Annotated in this window: 16 protein-coding genes and 1 pseudogene; 7 read left to right on the top strand and 10 right to left on the bottom strand. The window is 75.1% G+C overall.

Annotated features, from left to right (window positions below; all coding sequences use genetic code 11):
- Positions 1-103: 103 nt before the first annotated feature.
- The 3 genes and pseudogenes from GA0115242_RS13850 to GA0115242_RS13860 all read right to left on the bottom strand — a co-directional run bounded on the left by GA0115242_RS13850 (position 104) and on the right by GA0115242_RS13860 (position 3,237).
- Complete coding sequence (locus tag GA0115242_RS13850) at positions 104-904, bottom strand: sugar phosphate isomerase/epimerase family protein (RefSeq protein ID WP_093828178.1); 801 nt, start codon at positions 902-904, stop codon at positions 104-106.
- Positions 905-936: 32 nt separating this feature from the next.
- Positions 937-2,089, bottom strand: a pseudogene (locus GA0115242_RS13855) (dihydrodipicolinate synthase family protein).
- Positions 2,086-3,237, bottom strand: coding sequence for a Gfo/Idh/MocA family protein (locus GA0115242_RS13860; protein WP_093828180.1), 1,152 nt, complete (start codon positions 3,235-3,237; stop codon positions 2,086-2,088). Before GA0115242_RS13860 ends, GA0115242_RS13855 begins: the two are co-directional and overlap by 4 nt.
- A 474-nt stretch (positions 3,238-3,711) precedes the next feature.
- On the opposite strand from GA0115242_RS13860, the gene GA0115242_RS13865 reads away from it, so the two are divergent.
- Positions 3,712-4,758 (top strand): LacI family DNA-binding transcriptional regulator, encoded by a 1,047-nt coding sequence (locus tag GA0115242_RS13865; RefSeq protein ID WP_093828140.1) that lies wholly within the window; start codon positions 3,712-3,714, stop codon positions 4,756-4,758.
- A gap of 656 nt (positions 4,759-5,414) precedes the next feature.
- Here GA0115242_RS13865 and GA0115242_RS13870 read toward each other — a convergent pair.
- From GA0115242_RS13870 to GA0115242_RS13885, 4 genes are all read right to left on the bottom strand, one after another.
- Positions 5,415-6,326, bottom strand: coding sequence for a CPBP family intramembrane glutamic endopeptidase (locus GA0115242_RS13870; protein WP_093828142.1), 912 nt, complete (start codon positions 6,324-6,326; stop codon positions 5,415-5,417).
- Between the two features lie 214 nt (positions 6,327-6,540).
- The gene (locus tag GA0115242_RS13875) at positions 6,541-7,218 is read right to left on the bottom strand and encodes a response regulator (RefSeq protein ID WP_093828144.1); all 678 of its coding nucleotides are present in this window, start codon (positions 7,216-7,218) and stop codon (positions 6,541-6,543) included.
- Positions 7,215-8,552, bottom strand: coding sequence for a sensor histidine kinase (locus tag GA0115242_RS13880; protein ID WP_256089427.1), 1,338 nt, complete (start codon positions 8,550-8,552; stop codon positions 7,215-7,217). Before GA0115242_RS13880 ends, GA0115242_RS13875 begins: the two co-directional genes overlap by 4 nt.
- Positions 8,553-8,600: 48 nt before the next feature.
- On the bottom strand, positions 8,601-9,356 hold the full coding sequence (locus tag GA0115242_RS13885) for an AraC family transcriptional regulator (RefSeq protein ID WP_093828146.1): 756 nt from the start codon (positions 9,354-9,356) through the stop codon (positions 8,601-8,603).
- Between the two features lie 360 nt (positions 9,357-9,716).
- Here GA0115242_RS13885 and GA0115242_RS13895 point away from each other — a divergent pair, with 360 nt between their 5' ends.
- Positions 9,717-10,886, top strand: a complete 1,170-nt coding sequence (locus tag GA0115242_RS13895; protein ID WP_256089428.1) for an MFS transporter — start codon at positions 9,717-9,719, stop codon at positions 10,884-10,886.
- A gap of 33 nt (positions 10,887-10,919) precedes the next feature.
- On the opposite strand, the gene GA0115242_RS13900 is transcribed toward GA0115242_RS13895, so the two are convergent.
- Positions 10,920-11,282: a MerR family transcriptional regulator gene (locus tag GA0115242_RS13900; protein WP_093828148.1), complete on the bottom strand. Its 363-nt coding sequence runs from the start codon at positions 11,280-11,282 to the stop codon at positions 10,920-10,922.
- Between the two features lie 145 nt (positions 11,283-11,427).
- On the opposite strand from GA0115242_RS13900, the gene GA0115242_RS13905 reads away from it, so the two are divergent.
- Positions 11,428-12,333, top strand: a complete 906-nt coding sequence (locus GA0115242_RS13905; protein ID WP_093828150.1) for an NADP-dependent oxidoreductase — start codon at positions 11,428-11,430, stop codon at positions 12,331-12,333.
- 210 nt (positions 12,334-12,543) lie between these two features.
- Here GA0115242_RS13905 and GA0115242_RS13910 read toward each other — a convergent pair whose 3' ends face one another.
- Positions 12,544-13,269, bottom strand: a complete 726-nt coding sequence (locus tag GA0115242_RS13910; protein ID WP_093828152.1) for a hypothetical protein — start codon at positions 13,267-13,269, stop codon at positions 12,544-12,546.
- A gap of 318 nt (positions 13,270-13,587) precedes the next feature.
- On the opposite strand from GA0115242_RS13910, the gene GA0115242_RS13915 reads away from it, so the two are divergent.
- The 3 genes from GA0115242_RS13915 (at position 13,588) to GA0115242_RS13925 (ending at position 16,131) form a co-directional block, all read left to right on the top strand.
- Entirely contained in the window at positions 13,588-14,181 is a 594-nt protein-coding gene (locus GA0115242_RS13915; RefSeq protein ID WP_093828154.1) for a dihydrofolate reductase family protein, read from the top strand.
- A 205-nt stretch (positions 14,182-14,386) separates the two neighbouring features.
- Positions 14,387-15,319 (top strand): bifunctional helix-turn-helix transcriptional regulator/GNAT family N-acetyltransferase, encoded by a 933-nt coding sequence (locus tag GA0115242_RS13920; protein ID WP_093828156.1) that lies wholly within the window; start codon positions 14,387-14,389, stop codon positions 15,317-15,319.
- 11 nt (positions 15,320-15,330) lie between these two features.
- The gene (locus tag GA0115242_RS13925) at positions 15,331-16,131 is read left to right on the top strand and encodes a sugar phosphate isomerase/epimerase family protein (protein WP_161353140.1); all 801 of its coding nucleotides are present in this window, start codon (positions 15,331-15,333) and stop codon (positions 16,129-16,131) included.
- Here GA0115242_RS13925 and GA0115242_RS13930 read toward each other — a convergent pair.
- Positions 16,115-17,005 (bottom strand): EamA family transporter, encoded by an 891-nt coding sequence (locus tag GA0115242_RS13930; protein ID WP_093828160.1) that lies wholly within the window; start codon positions 17,003-17,005, stop codon positions 16,115-16,117. The genes GA0115242_RS13925 and GA0115242_RS13930 overlap by 17 nt on opposite strands.
- An 88-nt stretch (positions 17,006-17,093) precedes the next feature.
- Here GA0115242_RS13930 and GA0115242_RS13935 point away from each other — a divergent pair, with 88 nt between their 5' ends.
- The gene (locus tag GA0115242_RS13935; RefSeq protein WP_093828162.1) at positions 17,094-18,002 is read left to right on the top strand and encodes a LysR family transcriptional regulator; all 909 of its coding nucleotides are present in this window, start codon (positions 17,094-17,096) and stop codon (positions 18,000-18,002) included.
- Positions 18,003-18,362: the final 360 nt, after the last annotated feature.

The following is an 18,362-nucleotide window of genomic DNA, read 5'->3' on the forward strand; positions in this document are numbered from 1 at the left end:
ATCGTACAGGACGGCACTGACAAACCGGTCCCCTTGCGCCACGGGGGTCCCCGATCGTGTATCGCGCTCTCAGCGGAGCGCGATACACGGACCCCGTCCGGGGCTAGGGACTGGTGTGTGCCCGGAAGCGTTCCGTCGTCTCCGTCAGGACCTCTCTGCCGTCCCTCGCCCAGAGGCCGTCGTTGAAGAGTTCCACCTCGATCGGGCCGGTGTACCCGGCCGCCTCCACGTGGGCCTGCCAGGCGCGCAGGTCGATCGCGCCGTCGCCGAGCTGGCCCCGGCCGTTGAGGACGCCCTCGGGCAACGGCGTCGTCCAGTCGGCGAGTTGGAAGGTGTGGATGCGGTCGCCCGCGCCCGCCCTGGCGATCTGGGCGGGCGCCTGGTCGTCCCACCAGACGTGGTACGTGTCGACCGCGACGCCGACCTGGTGGGCCGGGAAGCGTTCGGCGAGGTCCAGGGCCTGGGTCAGGGTGGAGACCACGCAGCGGTCGGCCGCGTACATCGGGTGCAGGGGCTCGATCGCGAGGCGGACGCCGTGTTCCTCGGCGTACGGGCCCAGTTCGGCCAGCGCGTCCGCGATCCGCTCGCGGGCGCCCGGCAGGTCCTTGGACCCGGCGGGCAGGCCGCCGGAGACCAGCACCAGGGTGTCGGTGCCCAGCGCGGCGGCCTCGTCGACGGCCCGCCTGTTGTCGGCGATCGCCTCGGCGCGCTCGGCCGGGGAGATCGCCGTGAGGAAGCCTCCCCGGCACAGCGTGGTGACCGTCAGACCCGCGTCGCGGACCAGCTTCGCCGCCGCCCGGACGCCGTACGCCTGGACCGGCTCCCGCCACAGGCCGACCCCGGTGACGCCCGACGCGGCGCAGGCGTCGGCCAGTTCGGGCAGCGAGAGCTGCTTGACCGTCATCTGGTTGATGGAGAAGCGTTCGAGTCCGGTGCTCACTGGTTCACCCCGTGCAGGGACAGCAGGTTCCTCATCCGTTCCTCGGCCAGCTTCGGGTCGGGGAACAGTCCGAGGCCGTCGGCGAGTCGGTAGGCGTGCGCCAGGTGCGGCAGGGAGCGGGCCGCCTGGAGGCCGCCGACCATCGTGAAGTGGCTCTGGTGGCCCGCGAGCCAGGCCAGGAACACCACGCCGGTCTTGTAGAAGCGGGTCGGCGCCTGGAACAGGTGGCGGGACAACTCGACCGTGGGGTCCAGGAGTTCGCGGAATCCCCCGGTGTCCCCCGGTGTCCAGGACCCGGACCGCCTCGGCGGCGAGCGGGCCCAGCGGGTCGAAGATGCCGAGCAGGGCGTGGCTGAAGCCCTGTTCGTCGCCCGCGATCAGCTCGGGGTAGTGGAAGTCGTCGCCGGTGTAGCAGCGCACGCCCTGCGGCAGCCGTCGGCGCAGCTCCACCTCGCGCCGGGCGTCCAGGAGCGAGACCTTGATGCCGTCGACCTTGTCGGGGTGGGCGGCGATCACGTCGAGGAAGGTGTCCGTCGCGGTGTCGAGGTCGGCGGAGCCCCAGTAGCCCTCCAGGGCCGGGTCGAACATCGGGCCGAGCCAGTGCAGCACGACCGGTTCGGCCGCCTGGCGCAGCAGGTGCCCGTAGACCTCCAGGTACTCCTCGGGGCCCGAGGCGGCGGCCGCCAGCGCCCTGGACGCCATCAGGACGGCCTGCGCGCCGGACTCCTCGACGAGCGCGAGCTGCTCCTCGTAGGCGGCGCGGACCTCGGCGAGGGTGCCCGCGGTGATCTGGTCGGTGCCGACCCCGCAGGCGATCCGGCCGCCGGACGCCTTCGCCTCGGCGGCGCTGCGGCGGATCAGCTCGGCCGCGGTCGGCCAGTCGAGGCCCATGCCGCGCTGGGCGGTGTCCATGGCCTCGGCGACCCCGAGGCCGTGCGACCACAGGTGGCGGCGGAAGGCGAGGGTGGCGTCCCAGTCGACGGCGGCCGGTCCGTCCGGGGTGGTGTCGGCGAGGGGGTCGGCGACGACATGGGCCGCCGAGAAGACCGTACGGGAGGTGAAGGGGGCGCCCGGGGTGAGGGCGCGCGGCTCGGCGCGGGGCTCGTAGGCCCGCAACCCGCGGTCGGGGTAAGGGAGTCGGAGGGTCACAGCGTGATCTCCGGGACGTCGAACCGGCGGCCCTCGGCGGACGACTTCAGCCCCAGCTCGGCGAGTTGGACGCCGCGGGCACCGGCGAGCAGGTCCCAGCGGTAGGGCGCGTCGGCGTACACGTGGCGCAGGAACAGCTCCCACTGCGCCTTGAAGCCGTTGTCGAACTCCTCGTTGTCCGGGACCTCCTGCCACTGGTCGCGGAAGGAGTAGGTGGCCGGGATGTCGGGGTTCCAGACCGGCTTGGGGGTCGTACCGCGGTGCTGGACACGGCAGTTGCGCAGTCCGGCGACGGCGGAGCCCTCGGTGCCGTCGACCTGGAACTCGACGAGTTCGTCGCGGTTGACCCGCACCGCCCAGGAGGAGTTGATCTGCGCGACGGCGCCGCCGTCGAGTTCGAAGATGCCGTAGGCGGCGTCGTCGGCGGTGGCGTCGTAGGGCTTGTCCTGCTCGTCCCAGCGCTGCGTGATGTGCGTGGTGGCGATCGCCTGGACGGACCTCACCCGGCCGAACAGCTCGTGCAGCACGTACTCCCAGTGCGGGAACATGTCGACGACGATGCCGCCGCCGTCCTCCGCGCGGTAGTTCCAGGACGGGCGCTGGGCCTCCTGCCAGTCGCCCTCGAAGACCCAGTAGCCGAACTCGCCGCGCACGGAGAGGATCCGTCCGAAGAAGCCGCCGTCGACGAGGCGCTTGAGCTTGAGCAGGCCCGGCAGGAACAGCTTGTCCTGGACGACGCCGTGCTTGATGCCGGCCGCGTCGGCGAGCCGGGCCAGTTCCAGGGCGCCGTCGAGACCGGTGGCGGTCGGCTTCTCGGTGTAGAGGTGCTTGCCCGCGGCGATCGCCTTGGTGAGCGCTTCCTGCCGGGCGGAGGTGACCTGGGCGTCGAAGTAGATGTCGACGGACGGGTCGGCGAGGACCGCGTCCAGGTCGGTGGAGACGTGCTCGATGCCGTGCCGTTCGGCGAGCGCGCGCAGGGCGTGCTCGCGGCGGCCGACCAGGATCGGTTCCGGCCACAGCACGGTGCCGTCGCCGAGGTCGAGGCCGCCCTGTTCGCGGATGGCCAGGATGGAACGGACCAGGTGCTGGCGGTAGCCCATGCGTCCGGTCACGCCGTTCATGGCGATACGCACCGTCTTGCGTGTCACGTCATTCCCTTCGCAGGTGTCGTACACAGCGTCGTCCGCGGTGTGCGTGCCGCGTACGCCCTCCTGATGAGCGACTCAGCAAGCGCTTTCTATGTAAGGAGAAGCTAGCCTCTGAACCATGGTCCGGACAAGACCGTGACCGCTTCGAGTTGTTCGAGGGTACGAACGGGTGGGCGCCGGGGCCGTAAGGTCTGCTCCGGACGGCGGACCCGGGGAACGGGGGCGCGGCGCCTCCCGGGGGACCAGGCGCGGCCACTCGCGGGTGCGGGGAGCGCGTCACCCCGGGAACCACCGGGCGCCGGTGGCCCGTCCCCGACGTCGGACGGGCGGACGCGCGGGCCCGCGGCGCACGGCGTCGGGCCGTACGGGCGGCGCGCGGGCGGACGGACGCGAGGGCGGACGGGCCGGGCAGGCCCACGACGAGCAGGGGCACAACGAGGTGCTACGACAGATGCGCGACCGGAGGACGACGAGATGACGGTGACCCTGGCGGACGTGGCGGCCCGCGCGCAGGTCTCCCCCGCGACGGTGTCGCGCGTGCTGAACGGGAACTACCCGGTGGCCGCGTCCACCCGGGAGCGGGTGCTGAAGGCCGTCGACGACCTGGACTACGTCCTCAACGGCCCGGCGAGCGCGCTGGCCGCGGCCACCTCGGACCTGGTCGGCATCCTGGTCAACGACATCGCCGACCCGTTCTTCGGGATCATGGCGAGTGCGATCCAGTCCGAGATCGGCGGACCCGGCGGCCGGGCGGGCGGCGAACGGCTCGCGGTGACCTGCAACACCGGGGGCTCCCCGGAACGCGAACTGACCTATCTGACGCTGCTTCAGCGGCAGCGGGCCGCGGCCGTGGTGCTGACCGGCGGCGCGGTCGAGAACGAACCCCATCTGGCGGCCGTGGCGGCCAAGTTGCGCAGGCTGTCGGAGGCCGGGACGCGGGTGGTGCTGTGCGGTCGGCCGCCCGCCCCCGACACCGGCGCGATCGCGCTGACCTTCGACAACCGGGGCGGTGGCCAGCGGCTCACCGAGCACCTGATCGGGCTCGGCCACCGGCGGCTCGGCTACCTCGCGGGTCCCGAGGAGCGGACCACGACCCGCCACCGCCTGGAGGGCCACCGCGCCGCGCTGAAGGCGGCCGGGATCGCGGAGGACCCGCGCTGGACCGTGCACGGACGGTACGACCGGCAGGCCGGGTACGAGGCCACGCTGGAGCTGCTGCGCCGCGACCCGACGCTCACGGCGGTCGTCGCCGCGAACGACTCGGTGGCACTGGGCGCCTGCGCCGCGCTGCGGGAGTCGGGGCTGCGCATCCCGGACGACGTCTCGGTGGCGGGCTTCGACGACCTCCCGTTCAGCGTCGACGCGGTGCCCGCGCTGACGACGGTCAGGCTCCCGCTCGCGGAGGCGGGCGCCCGCGCGGGCCGCATCGCGATGGGCCGCGAGGAGGCACCGCCCGGGGGGATCGCCACGGTGCGGGGGGAGTTGATGGTCCGGGGGTCCACGGGGGTGCCGCGGGGGTGAGGGCGGTGCCGGTGCCTGCCCGGCGCGTCGGGGACGGCACCGTCGCGGCGGTCGTGAGCCGGGGCAGGGTCGGCGGGGGCTGTCCTCGGACGGTGATCGGCGCGCGGCCCGCGAGCCGTAGCCCGGGGGGTGGGGGGATCGGGGCGGGTGGCCCGGCACCCCTCCGGTGAGTATCCCGGCGGTGGCGACGAGCGTCTGCCGGGCGGGGGCGGGGTCGTGCGCGTCGTGAGCCGGGCAGCGCGGTGACGAGACGGGCAGTGGCGACGGACGTCGTCCGGGCGGCGCCGTGGTCGTACGGGCCCTGAACCGGGCAGCGCGGTGACGAGCCGGGCGGTGGCGACGGACGTCAGCCGGGCGGGACCGTCGTCGTGCGGGCCCTGAACCGGGCAGCGCGGTGACGGGACGGGCGGTGGCGACGGACATCAGCCGGGCGGCGCCGAGGTCGTACGAGTCCCCGAACCGCGCAAGGCGGACGCCGGGGTCGGGCCGCCCGGAGCAGCCGGAAGCCGATCGGCGCTGGGCGGGGGGCCGCCGGGCCGATCGGCTGGTGCTGGGGTGGGCGTCAGGCCGGGGAGTCCGGGGACGTCGCCCGGGTCGGCGTCAGGTCGGGAACGTCGCCGGGGGCGTCAGGTTCGCGAACGTCCGCCGTGTGGGCGTCAGTTCGTGGGTGTGGTCTTCCCGCGGGGCCTCAGCAGGCCCGCTCGGGCCGCCCTGCGCAGGTAGATCCAGGTCGGGATCGAGCAGATCAGGATCGCCACGAAGCTCGACTCCGGGCCGAAGGTGCCGCCGGTCAGGGCGTCGGGGCCGGACAGGATGCCGTGGACCAGGCCCGTCGGGGCGTCGTCGTTGCCGGAGACCGTGGTGCCGAACAGACCGCTCTCCGCGAAGTTCCAGCCGAAGTGGATGCCGATCGGCAGCCACAGCGAGCGGGTCGCCGCGTAGACCGCGCCCAGCATCAGGCCGCCCTCCACCGCGATGGCCAGCGCGCCCCACACCGTGGCACCGGGGTTGAGCAGGTGCAGGCCGCCGAAGAGGAGCGCGGAGATCGTCAACGCGCCCCGGGTGCCCGTGAGTTCCTCCAGGGCGCCGAAGACCACGCCGCGGAAGAGGAGTTCCTCGGTGACGGCGACGCCCGCCATGATGCCGAGCAGCGTCAGCATGCCGCCCACGGAGACCCCGCCCTCGGTCCGGTAGCCGCCGAACAGGACGATCGCCGCGAGCGTCGCCGTGAAGAGGCCGAGGCCCACGACCGTCCCGGTGCGCAGGGAGCGGACGGCTCCCCCGGGGGCCAGCTCGGTCACCGGGCGCCCGTCGAGGCGGCGTACGACCGCCGCGTAGACGCCCGCGCCGCCCAGCGCGATCAGGGCGCCCGCCAGCAGCGACAGCACCGGGTTCGATCCGGCGACCACCCGGATGCCGGCCGCGACCGCGAGCACCACGGCGATGATCACCACCGGCGCGCCCAGCCGCACCCACCGCGGGTACTCCCGGGCCGGGGCCTCGACCGGGGTCTGCGCGAACAGACCCTCGTAGCGGATCCTCAGCGACTGCGCGCTCCCGAGCGACATGACCTGTCTCCTCCATGACTCCCGCAGCGCCGGTCCTTCCGTGCCCCGCTTCGACACGAGGAACGCTATGAGCGGCGGGGGGTCCCGGACGTCGCCCCGGGGTGGACACCGGGAGTAGCTCTCCCGGGGGACACGGGTGGGAGGAGGGCCCTGTCCCACGGTGCCCCTCTGCCCGGCGCCTTGTCCCCCCGGTGCCCCTGGCACCGGAGTCCCCTCACTCCCCCGTCGGCACCAGGCCGAGCCGGTGGGCCAGGACCACCGCCTGGACGCGGTCGCGCAGGTCGAGTTTGGTGAGGATGCGGGAGACGTACGTCTTCACCGTCTCGCGGCTGATCACCAGCCGCTCCGCGATCTCCCCGTTCGACAGGCCCTCGGCGATGAGCTTCAGGACCTCCGTCTCGCGCGGCGCGAGGACCGACAGCGCCTCGGGGACGGCGGGCCGCCGCGCGTCGGGGCGGATGCGGTCGGCGAAGCGGCCCACCAGCCGCCGGGTGACGGCGGGCGCGAGCAGCGACTCCCCCGCGGCCACCGTGCGGATGCCCGCGACGAGTTCACGCGGCGGCGCGTCCTTGAGCAGGAACCCGGACGCCCCCGCGCGCAGCGCCTCGTACACGTACGCGTCGAGGTTGAACGTCGTGACGACGAGGATCTTCACCGGTTCGCCGGCGTCCGGTCCGGCCAGCAGCCGGGTCGCCTCGATGCCGTCGAGCCGGGGCATCCTGATGTCCATCACGACGACGTCCGGGCGCAGTGCGCGGGCCGCCTCCACCGCCGCGACACCGTCGGCCGCCTCCCCGACGACCTCCAGGTCCGGCTGTGCGGAGAAGATGGTGACGTACCCGGTGCGGACGAGTTCCTGGTCCTCGCAGACCAGCACCCTGATCGGTGTCACGCCCCGCCTCCCGCCGGGATGCGGGCCAGCACCGCGAAGCCGCCGTCCGGCGCGGCTCCGGTCCGCAACTCGCCGCCGACCACGCCGACCCGCTCCCGCAGTCCGGCGAGGCCGTGCCCGCCGCCGCGCACGAACGTCCCGCGGGGCACGGGCACCGCGCCCTCCGCGGGGGCCGGTTCCGTCGTCACCTCTACCTCGATCTCCTCGTCCCCGTACCGGACCCGCACGTGCGTGGGGTGGCCGGGGGCGTGCTTCAGCGCGTTGGTCAGGGACTCCTGGACCACCCGGTACGCGGCGAGTTCCACGGCCGACGCCATCGCCCGGCGCTCCCCGTGCTCGGTCAGCCGCACCGGCTGGCCCGCCGCCCTGGTGTGCTCGACGAGGTCGCCCAGGGTGCCGTGCGACGGGGCGGGCGCGCGGTCGTCGCCGTCCGCCCCGGCGCCGGACGCGTTCAGCACGCCGAGCAGGTGCTTGAGGTCGGTCAGGGCCCTGCGTCCCGAGTCGCTGATCGCCTCCAGGCCGGTGGCGACCCGGTCGGGGGCGTCGGCGAGCACGAACTGGGCCGCGTCCGCCTGGACCACCATCGCGGTGACGTGGTGGGTGACCACGTCGTGCAACTCCGCCGCGATGCGCGCCCGTTCGCGGGCCATGGCGGCCTCGGCGGCGGCCTTCCGCCGCTCCTCCTCCGCGATCCGCCAGGACCGCACCGCCCGGCCGACGCCCCAACAGGCCACCTGGACCAGGTAGATGAGGACGAAGTCGGAGAAGTCCTGCGGTGTGCCGCGCCGGTGCAGGCCGATCGCGAACAGCACGTAGAGCGCGGTGGCGACGGCGGCCCCGACGGCCAGGCGGACACCGTCCCCACGGGGCCGCGCCGGGACGTTCCCCTCGGCTCCCGCTCCCGTTCCCGTACGCGTACCCGTCGTCGTCCCGGTCCCTGCCGGTGGCCCCGGCCCCGGCTTCTCCGTCGTCCCGCGCGGGGATCGGCCGCCCGGTCCGTGCGCGCCCACCCCGTACAGGGCGATGTACAGGCCCACGCTCGCGAACGTCTGCGGATATCCCGCCAGTTCGTGGAGGGCGAACGCCGTCGCGACCACGGCGAGGCAGAGGCCGGGCCAGCGCCTCCGTACCGCCAGCGGCAGCCAGAGCGCGGCGGTCAGCAGGACGCCGGGCAGGTCGTAGGGGCGGGTCGGCAGATCGCCGAACTCCGCGCCGACGGGGGCCATGACGGGCGCGAACACCACCGGGGCGAGCAGCGCGGCGAGGACGCCGTCGCGCGTGCCGACCCCGAGAGCGGCCCATCGCGCGCGGCCGATCCGCTCAACGCGCAGCACAGGTGAAACGGTCCTCTCGAACACGGGGGCGAGCTTAGCCGCAGGCGCTCACGCCGACGGCAGGTTGCGGCGGTAGCGGCCGGGGGTCTGCCCCACCAGCGCGGTGAAGCTGTTGATGAACGTGCTGGGGTTGGACCAGCCGCAGGCGTGCGCGGTCTCCAGCACCCCGGCGCCCTCCGTGAGCATCACCAGGGCGTGGTGCACCCGGAGTTGGGTCCGCCACCGGGTGAAGCCGGTGCCCATCTGTTCGCGGAAGAGACGGCTGAGGGTCCGTTCGCCGACCCCGATGACGTGGCCCAGTTCGCCGAGGGTGGCCGTGGTCGCCGGGTCCCGCTCCATGATCCGGGCCAGCTCGCGCAGCCGGGGGTCCTGCGGCTCGGGCAGGTGCAGCGGCTCCTCGGGCGCCGGTCCGAGTTCGTCCACGACGACATGGCGCAGCCGGTCCCGCGCCTCCCGGGAGCGCGGGGCCGGGTCCGGGCCGGTGAGCGCGAGCAGCGCCTCGCGGGCGAGCGGGGTCGTGGACAGGACGGCGGGCCGGTCGGGGAGCTGGCGGGCGAGCGACGCGGTGACGAAGACGATCCGCATGTCGGTGCGGCCGTGCGCCCGGTGCGAGTGGTCGTGCCGGGCGGGGATCCACGCGGTGCGGTTGGCGGGGATGATCCAGGTCTGTCCGGAGGCGGACGCGGAGAGCACCCCGCGCGCCGGATAGATCAGGTGGCCCTGGCTGTGCTGGTGGACCGGGGTGCGCTCACGGTGCCCCAGGTCGTGGGTCTGCTCCCCCGCCGGGTGGCGGACTATCGTCATAACTGATCAGAATAACGGTCGACTGCGGGGCGGGCCCGCGGGTGGACTGGTCCCATGCACGAACACCCCTCACACCGGAACGCGCCGCCTGATCCGGTCCCGGACCCGGCCCCGGACCCGGCCCCGGTCCCGGTCACGGACGCGGCCCCGGAGCCGGTCCCCGATCCCCTCCAGGACGGGCGGCCTGACCCGCTCCCGTCGTCCACCGCGCCCCAGGACTCGCCCGCGCCCCGGCCGTCACCCACGCCCACGCCCGCGTCCGCGTCCCGGCCTGCGGATCGGCCGTCGTCCGCGAGCCCGTCAGGGCCCGTCGTCGCCGCGGCCGTCGTCCCTGGTGGGCGGTTCGGGCGGGGTGGGCCGGTGCTGCTCGCGGCCGGGCTGCTGCTGGCCGCGCTCAACCTGCGGATGGCCGTCGCGAGCGTCGGGCCGGTGCTGAGCGACATCGAGCGCGGCCAGCCGCTCTCGGCGACCGCCACCGGCGTGCTCACCACCATCCCGGTGCTCTGCTTCGGCGGCTTCGCCTTCGCCACCCCGGCCCTGGTCAGACGGTGGGGCATGCACCGGCTGCTGGGCGCGACGATGCTGCTGCTCGGGATCGGGGTGCTGGCCAGGCTCCAGCCGTCCACGGCCGCCCTGTTCACCGGGACCGTGGTCGCGGGGGCCTCGATCGCCGTCGCCAACGTCCTGATGCCCGGTCTGATCAAGCACGACTTCGCCCACCGGTCGGCCCTGATGATGGGCCTGTACACGACCAGCCTGTTCATCGGCGCGGCGGCGGCCTCCGGCCTGACGGTGCCGCTGGAGAACGCCCTCGGGACCGGCTGGCGGCAGGCGCTCGCGCTGTGGGCACTGCCCGCGCTCGCCGCGTTCCTGCTCTGGCTGCCGCAGACGGGCCGCCACCGGCCGCCGCGCCCGGCCGACCGGCTGCCCGCGACCGCCGCCGTGCGCGGCACCCTCGTGCGCGACCTGGCGCGGGACCGCACCGCCTGGGCGGTGACCGTCTTCATGGGCACCCAGAGCCTCGGCTACTACGCGCTGCTGTCCTGGATCCCGTCGCTGCTCCAGGACTCGGGGATGTCGGCGGGGCAGGCGGGCTGGATGCTGTCCTTCTCCACCTTCCCCGGCTTCACCGCCTCCCTGCTCACGCCCGCGCTCGGGCGGCGCCCGGCCGGACGGGCACCCGCGGTGGCGGCCACGGTGGTGCTGTGCGGCGCGGCCTACGCGGGCCTGGCCTTCGCCCCCGTCCCCCTCGCCTACCTGTGGATGGTGCTGCTGGGGCTCGGCCAGGGGGCCGCGATCAGCCTGGCGCTCAGCTTCATCGTGTGGTGCGCGCCGGACGCGGCGCACGCCTCGGCGCTGTCGACGCTGGCGCAGGGCACGGGGTACCTGGTGGCCGCGCTGGGTCCGTTCGGCCTGGGCGCGATCCACGGGCTCACGGACGGGTGGACGGTGCCGATGGCGGCGCTGGGCGCCGTGCTCGCGGCCCAGCTCGCCGCCGGACTGCTGGCGGCCCGCGCCCGCACGGGGTGACCCTCGCGCCGTGGGGCACCGCGGCGGCCGGTCTCAGTACACGCAGCGGTCGGGGTCGGGGTCGATCGTGAGGGCGATCACGTCGTCGAGGCGGTCGCGCACGGCGAGCAGGTCGGTGATCCGCCCGTCGATGCGGGCCCGCTCCTCCTCCAGCTGGCCCAGCAGCGTCGGGGCCGCCCGGCCCGAGTCCACGCAGGGCAGCACCTGGCGGACCACCCTGCTGGGCAGCCCGGCCGCGTACAGGAGCTGGATCAGCCTGACCCGGTCGACGGCCGAGTCGGGGTAGTGCCGCTGGCCGCCGGGGCTGCGGTCCGCGGGGAGCAGGTCCTGCTCCTCGTAGTAGCGCAGCGCCCGGACGCTCACTCCCGCCTTGTCGGCGACCTCTCCGATCCGCACCGCTCCTCCTCCGTGCCGGGCCCGACTTGCACCTGACGTCAGCGTCAGGTTCTAGCGTACGAGATGTCCGCGGGACGACGGCCCACCGGCCCCGCCCGCCCCTCTCACGTACGGCCGGTTCACCCCGCCGGAAAGGCAGGCTCCTGTGCGCGCAGCTCGATACCACCGGTACGGAGGCGTGGAGACCCTGGTGGTCGAGGAAGCGCCCGACCCGCTCCCCGGCCCGGGTGAGGTACGGGTCCGGGTCACGGCGGCCGGGGTCAACCCCGTCGACTGGAAGGTGCGTTCCGGCGCGGTGCGCGACCTCCTCGCCGTCGAACTGCCCGCGATCCCCGGGCGGGAGGCCGTCGGCACGGTCGACGCGACCGGCGAGGGCGTGCGGGACGTGGCGGTCGGCGACCGGGTCTTCGGACTCGGCGGGGTCACCGGCGCGACGGCGGAGCTGGCCGTGTTCTCGGCCTGGGCGCCCGCGCCCGGCACATGGACGGACGAGGAGGCGGCCGGTGCCGCGCTGGCGTCGGTGACCGCGATGGGCGGGCTCCGGGCGCTCGGTCCGCTGCGGGGGCGCACCCTGCTGGTCGAGGGCGCCGCCGGGGGCGTGGGCAGCGCCGCGGTCGAGATCGCGGTGGCCCGGGGCGCCACGGTGATCGGGACGGCGGGGGCGGGCAACCACGCCTTCCTCGCCTCGCTCGGGGCCGTCCCCACCACCTACGGCGACGGTCTCGCGGAGCGGCTCGGCGTGCTGGCCCCGGGCGGCGTCGACCTGGTGCTCGACACCGCGGCCTCCGGGTCGCTCGACGACCTCGTGGCGATCGCCGGTGACCCCGCCCGGGTCTCGACCATCGCCGACCACGCCAACGCGGCCCGCCTGGGCACGCATCTGGTCAACGCGGAGAACGACCCCGCGTTCCTGGCGGAGGCGGCCGACCTCGGACGGCGGGGCGACTACCGGCCGCGCGTCGAGCGGACGTACCCGCTGGAGCGGATCGGGGACGCCCACGCGCGGTCCGAACTCGGCCACACCCGGGGGAAGATCGTCGTCCGGATCTGAGACCACCCCGGCCCACCACCGGCCTGGCCCGACCCGGTCCGCCCCAGCCCGGCACCTTCCGTCTCGGGCCCTGGGAACGGGGACGGCCACCACCCGGGAGGGACGCCCGGGAACGCCGTCACCCGGCACCCCGGAGAGACCGCCGGGGATGCCCCGCCGCCCTGCGCCAAGCCCCCGGTGGCGCTCGCCCTCCCGCCTACCGCCTACCGCCTACGAACCCTGCGGGGTGTCCAGGTCTCTGGTGGCCAGGAGGAGCAGGGCCACCGCGGGCAGCCACAGGACGATCACGCCCAGGGGGCCCGTCCAGACGCCGAACAGGCCTGCGGGGACGGCCAGCAGGGCGGCGCCCGCGGACTGGACGCCGCGCAGCAGGAGCCTCGGCGGGACGCCCTCGGCGGCGAAGGCGCGGGCCCGGGTCAGCGCCGACCGGCCCGCGTGGACGGCGAAGAGGCCCAGCGCGGCCAGCGCGAGCGACCCGGCCGTGGTGAACAGGGAGCGGCCCTCGGGGGTGTCGTCGGTGGACTGGGTGACCCCGTCCTTGGTGACCGCGGGCGCGTAGTCCCGCCAGCGGGTGACGACGACCTCGTCGCCCGCCCGCAGATGGCGCAGCAGCGGTTCGGCGCCGCCCATGGGCAGGCTGCGGGGCGCCGCCCGTGCCCCGGTGAGGTGCAGGTCGTAGCGGGGGTTCTTGGGGTGGTCGCGGATCTCGGTGCCGCTGACCGTGGCGGTCACCGGGCGCAGGCAGTCGTCCCCGGCCGCGAGGGTGCAGGGCAGCGCGGTGCGGAAGGCGCGCTCCTCGGCGACCGACGCGGGCACCACGGCAAGTCCGACCCCGGCGGCGACCAGCAGCACCGTCCCGAGCAGCGCGGCGCAGACGCCCCAGCCGCGGTGCCAGAGGACGCGGCAGCGCGGCGGCCCGTCCTGTCCGCCGGTCACGCCGGGGCCCTCCGCCGCACCCGGGGGCGGCCCGTCGGCGCGGTCCGGGCGGTGCCGCTCCCGCGTCGGCGGCCGGTCCCCGGGGGCCGCCTCCCCCGCACCGGCCGGTCCTCGCCCGCCATCGCCGCCGCCCCTCTCGGTCGCACCGCGGCCATTGAGCCACAGGCGCCCCGGGGACCGCCTAATCCTTGTCCACCCTGGGGTGACTTCCCTGTCCCCTGCGGGTGTCCGCCGTCACGGCGATGACTTTTCGTACGACCATCGGTCTGCAGTGGGTGAGCGTCCACCGGGGCGCGGAACGACGAGGAGTGGGTCGGCATGCGGGTCGTGGTGAGCGAGTTCATGAGTCTCGACGGGGTCGTGCAGGCGCCCGGGGGTCCGCAGGAGGACACGGACGGCGGGTTCGCGCACGGCGGCTGGTCGCATCCGTACTTCGACCCGGAGGTCGTGGGCGGGGCGTTCGCCGAGGGCCTCCAGCGGGCCGCCGCGCTGCTGTACGGCCGCCGCACCTATCTGACGATGGCGAAGGCGTGGCCCGAGCGGGCCGGTGACCCGTTCGCCGATCTGCTGAACGGGCTGCCGAAGTACGTCGTCTCGGACACCCTCGGGGACGCCGAGCTGACCTGGGGCGACACCACGCGCATCCCGGGCCGCGAGGCGATCGCCCGGATCCGGGAGCTGCGCGCGGACGGGGACGGCGACCTCGCGATGATGGGCAGCCCCACGCTGGTGCGGGCCCTGCTCGCGGAAGGGCTCGTCGACGAGCTGCGGCTGATCGTGATGCCGGTGCTGCTCGGCGGCGGCAAGTCGGTCTTCCCGGCGGACGGGGCGCGGCGCCCGTTCGAGCTGGTCTCGGCGACCACCGCGAAGACCGGCGCGCAGGTCTGCGTCTACCGGCCCGCGGCCGACTGACCCGGGGCGCCGAGGCTCCCCGGGCATGAACGGACGGCGCACTCGCCCGGGGCCGGGGGCGTCACGGACATGGACGGACGGCGCACTCGCCCGGGGGGGCCGGGGGCGTCACGGGCATGGACGGGCGGCGCCTCTCGTCCTACCCTCGGAATCCGCAGCATCTCTGACTGGGTCAGAGGTTTCCTCCGGACCGCGGGGCCGCATCATGACCGTCCAGGACGTCCGCGCCTTCAACCGCTTCTACACGAACGTCATCGGCGCGCTCGACTACAGCCGTCACCTCTACGCGCCGTTCACCCTCACCGAGTCCCGGGTGCTGTACGAACTCGCGCACGCCCCGCGCACCGACGCCGCCGACCTGCGCGCCCAGCTCTCCCTGGACGCCGGGTACCTGAGCCGCATCCTCAACAAGTTCGAGGAGGACGGGCTGGTCGAGCGGTCGCCGTCCGAGACCGACCCCAGACGGCGCCGCGTCACCCTCACCGGGCGCGGCCGGGAGACCGCCGCGCTGCTCGCCGAGCGGGCCGACCGGTCCGTCGGCGCGCTGCTCGGCGGGGTCGGCGCCGCCGACAGGACCCGGCTCGCCGAGGCACTGCGCACCGTCCGCGAGATCCTCTCCGACGGCCGCCCGCCGCGCCCCGAGGACGTCGTGCTGCGCGAGCCGCGCCCCGGCGACCTGGGCTGGATCGTGCAGCGCAACGCGGCCCTGTACGCGGCCGAGTACGGGTTCAACGCCGACTACGAGGGCCTCGTCGCGCGGATCGTCGCCGACTTCGGCGAGGACCACGACCCGCACCTGGAGCGGGTGTGGATCGCCGAGCTTGACGGCCGCCCGGTGGGGTGCGTGATGTGCGTGCGCGACGAGGCTCCCGGCAGCGCCCGGCTGCGGCTGCTGCTGGTCGAGCCCGAGGCGCGCGGGCTCGGCGTCGGGGACCGGCTGGTCGGGGCGGTCGTCGGCTTCGCGCGCGGGGCCGGGTACCGGGACGTCGTGCTGTGGACCAACGACATCCTGACCGCCGCCCGCCGCCTCTACCTGCGGCACGGGTTCGCGCTCGCGGCGGAGAAACCGCACCGCTCGTTCGGAAAGGACCTGAACGGCCAGGACTGGCGCCTGGACCTGCACCGCGCCCGCGAGTGACAGTGGGAATCATGAAACTGGCCTTCTCCACCCTCGGTGTCCCGGCCCTGCCCGTCCCGGACGTGATCCGGCTCGCGACCGACCACGGCTACCACGGCGTCGAACTGCGCGCCCACCCGGAGGAGCCGGTCCACCCCGGCCTCGACCTCGCCCGCAGGAAGGACGCGGCCCGCCGGTTCGCGGACGCCGGGATCGAGGTCCTGGGCGTCGCCGGGTACCCGCGGGTGGCCGCGCCGGGCGAGGACGGACCGGTGATCGAGGAGATCCGCCGACTCGTCGACCTCGCCGCCGACCTCGGCGCCCGCCATGTGCGGGTCTTCCCCGGCGCGGGCGAGGGCCGGAGCGCGGGCGAGGCGGACGCGACCGCCGCCCGGCGCCTGGGCACCGCCGCCGAGTACGCCGCCGACCACGGCGTCCGGGTCCTGCTGGAGACCCACGACTCGCATCCGGCGGGCGCCGACGCGATCCGCGTCCTGGGCCGGGTCGGGCACCGCAGCGCGGGCGCGCTCTGGGACGTCATGCACACCTGGCTGGCGGGCGAGCAGCCCGCGGAGTCGTACGCGGCGCTCGCGCCGTTCCTCGGCTACGTGCAGGTCAAGGACATCGCGTCGGCCGGCGACCGGACCCCGCTGGCGCTGGGCGCGGGCGTGCTGCCGCTCGCCGAGGTCGTGGAGGTGCTGTCCCGGCACGGCTGGGACGGCTGGCTGTGCTGGGAGTACGAGAAGCGCTGGTACGAGGACGCGGCCCCGCTGCCGGAACTGCTGACGGCGGGGCGCGACCTGCTGTCGAGGCTCCTCACCGAGTCGGCGTGAGCAGCGCGGCGGGCGTCCGGCTCCCCGGGGAGAGGGAGGCCACCGCCACCCCGCCCACCAGCAGGGCCGCCGCGCACCACCGCAGCGGGGTCACGTCCTCGCCGAGGAACAGCGCAGCCGACGACATCCCGAAGACCGGGACCAGCAGCGAGAACGGGGCGACGGTGGACGCCGGGTGGCGGCGCAGCAGCCACCCCCACGCCCCGAAGCCGAAGACCGTCGTCACCCACGCCACGTAGACGACCGTGCCCGCGCCCTGCCAGTCGAGGGCGGCCAGCGCGGCGCGGTCCCGGTCCTGACCCTCCACCAGGAGGGAGAGCGCCAGCAGCGGCAGGACCGGGACCGTGCTGACCCAGACCATGAAGTTGAGGGCGTCCGGCGGGGCGGCCCTGCGGGTCAGCACGTTCGAGACGCCCCAGCAGGCCGCCGCGGCGACCACCAGGGCGAAGGCGCCGAGCGGTCCCGAGGCGCCCTCGTCGACGGCGGCCACGCCGATCCCGGCCAGCGCCACCAGCATCCCGGCGAGTCGGACCCGGGAGGGGCGCTCGCCGAGCACCGCGAACGCGACGGCGGCCGTGAACACCGCCTGGATCTGGAGCACCAGCGAGGAGAGGCCGGCCGGCATGCCCGCGCTCATCCCGACGAAGAGCAGCCCGAACTTGGCCACCCCGAGGGCCGCCCCGACCGACAGGATCCACTTCCAGGCCACCGTCGGGCGCCCCACGAAGAAGACCGCGGGCAGGGCCGCGACCAGGAAGCGCAGGGCCGAGAAGAGCAGCGGCGGGAAGTGGCCGAGGCCGACCTCGATGACGGTGAAGTTGACGCCCCAGACGGCCGTCACGAGGACGGCGAGGGCCACATGTGCGGGTCGCATGCGTCGAGGATCACGTCCCGCGACCGTGTAGCACCAGCGATGATTGCTGCACGGTCGGATGTAGCGACACTGAAGAATCGGGACCCTGATGCTGGATCTCCACCGCCTGCGGGCCCTGCACGCCGTCTCGGTGCACGGCACCGTCGGCGCCGCCGCCACCGCGCTCGGGTTCACGCCGTCCGCCGTCTCCCAGCAGATCACCAAGCTGGAGCGGGAGACCAGGACCGTCCTGCTCGAACGCGCCGGGCGCGGGGTGCGGCTCACCCCGGAGGCCCGTCAACTCGTCTCGGCGGCGCAGGAGTTGATGGCGATCATGGAGCAGGCGGAGACGCGCCTCGAGGAGCGGCGCGGGGTGCCGTCCGGGCGGCTGACCATCGCCGCGTTCCCGTCCAGCGCGCGCGGTCTGCTGCCCGGCGTCCTCGCCGACCTCGCGGCCCGCCACCCCGACCTGGACGCCCGCCTCACCGAGGTCGACCCGCACCTCTCCGTCGATCTGGTGGCGCGGGGCGCGGTGGACCTCGCGGTCGCCCACGACTGGGACATCGCGCCGCTGCCCACACCGGCGGGGGTCGAACAGGCGGTGATCGGCGACGACCCCTGCACGCTGCTGGTGCCCGAGGGGCACGCCTTCGCCGGGCGGGGTCCGGTGCGGCGGGAGGACCTGGGCGGGCAGCGGTGGGTGTGCCAGCCGCCCGGCCGGGTCTGCCACGACTGGCTGCTGCGGACCCTGCGGGCCGCCGGGCACGAACCGGACGTCGTCCACCAGGCCGACGAGAACCCCACCCAGGTCGCGCTGGTCGCCGCGGGGCTCGGCATCTCCCTGATGCCGCGGCTCGGGCGGGGGCCGCTGCCGCCCGGGGTCGCGGAGGTGCGGCTCGAACCGACGCCGGTGCGGCGGCTGTACGCGGTGTGGCGCGCGGGCGCGGCGAGGCGTCCGGCGATCGCGGAGACGGTACGCGTGCTGCGCGCCCACTGGACGACCCTGCCCCAGCCCTGACCCCGCCGCCCCCAACCCCGGCCCACACCGACGCGGCACGCGACAGGCCCCCGGGCCCGCCCCGCCCCGGCCACCAGCGAGCCGGGTTCACCCCCGGCCCCCACGCTCACCCCGGCCCCCACCCGGGTTCGCCCCTCCCCGTGAAAACCCTCCCCTCTCACCCGTGGCCGTCCGCGGCGGGGCACCCCTGCGTGGGGTCGGCCGCTCCGCCGACCGGTCGCTGGGCCCTGCCGGGGCCGGCGGTATGCCGCCATCGGCGTGCCCCCGGGCAACGGCGCCGGTGGCGGCCCCCCACTGGGTACCGTGCGCACTCCCTTGACTGGCGGAAACTTCCCGGTTACTGCTGAACGCACGGAAGTT

The organism is Streptomyces sp. SolWspMP-5a-2 (genome assembly GCF_900091845.1).
In the GTDB taxonomy this organism is placed as follows: domain Bacteria; phylum Actinomycetota; class Actinomycetes; order Streptomycetales; family Streptomycetaceae; genus Streptomyces; species Streptomyces doudnae.

Excerpts from the sequence above, each read along its gene's own strand:
- GA0115242_RS13865 (WP_093828140.1), top strand. The coding sequence starts at position 3,712 with ATGACGGTGACCCTGGCGGACGTGGCGGCCCGCGCGCAGGTCTCCCCC.
- GA0115242_RS13935 (WP_093828162.1), top strand. The coding sequence starts at position 17,094 with ATGCTGGATCTCCACCGCCTGCGGGCCCTGCACGCCGTCTCGGTGCAC.
- GA0115242_RS13920 (WP_093828156.1), top strand. The coding sequence starts at position 14,387 with ATGACCGTCCAGGACGTCCGCGCCTTCAACCGCTTCTACACGAACGTC.
- GA0115242_RS13885 (WP_093828146.1), bottom strand. The coding sequence starts at position 9,356 with ATGACGATAGTCCGCCACCCGGCGGGGGAGCAGACCCACGACCTGGGG.
- GA0115242_RS13850 (WP_093828178.1), bottom strand. The coding sequence starts at position 904 with ATGACGGTCAAGCAGCTCTCGCTGCCCGAACTGGCCGACGCCTGCGCC.
- GA0115242_RS13930 (WP_093828160.1), bottom strand. The coding sequence starts at position 17,005 with ATGCGACCCGCACATGTGGCCCTCGCCGTCCTCGTGACGGCCGTCTGG.
- GA0115242_RS13915 (WP_093828154.1), top strand. The coding sequence starts at position 13,588 with ATGCGGGTCGTGGTGAGCGAGTTCATGAGTCTCGACGGGGTCGTGCAG.
- GA0115242_RS13870 (WP_093828142.1), bottom strand. The coding sequence starts at position 6,326 with ATGTCGCTCGGGAGCGCGCAGTCGCTGAGGATCCGCTACGAGGGTCTG.
- GA0115242_RS13925 (WP_161353140.1), top strand. The coding sequence starts at position 15,331 with ATGAAACTGGCCTTCTCCACCCTCGGTGTCCCGGCCCTGCCCGTCCCG.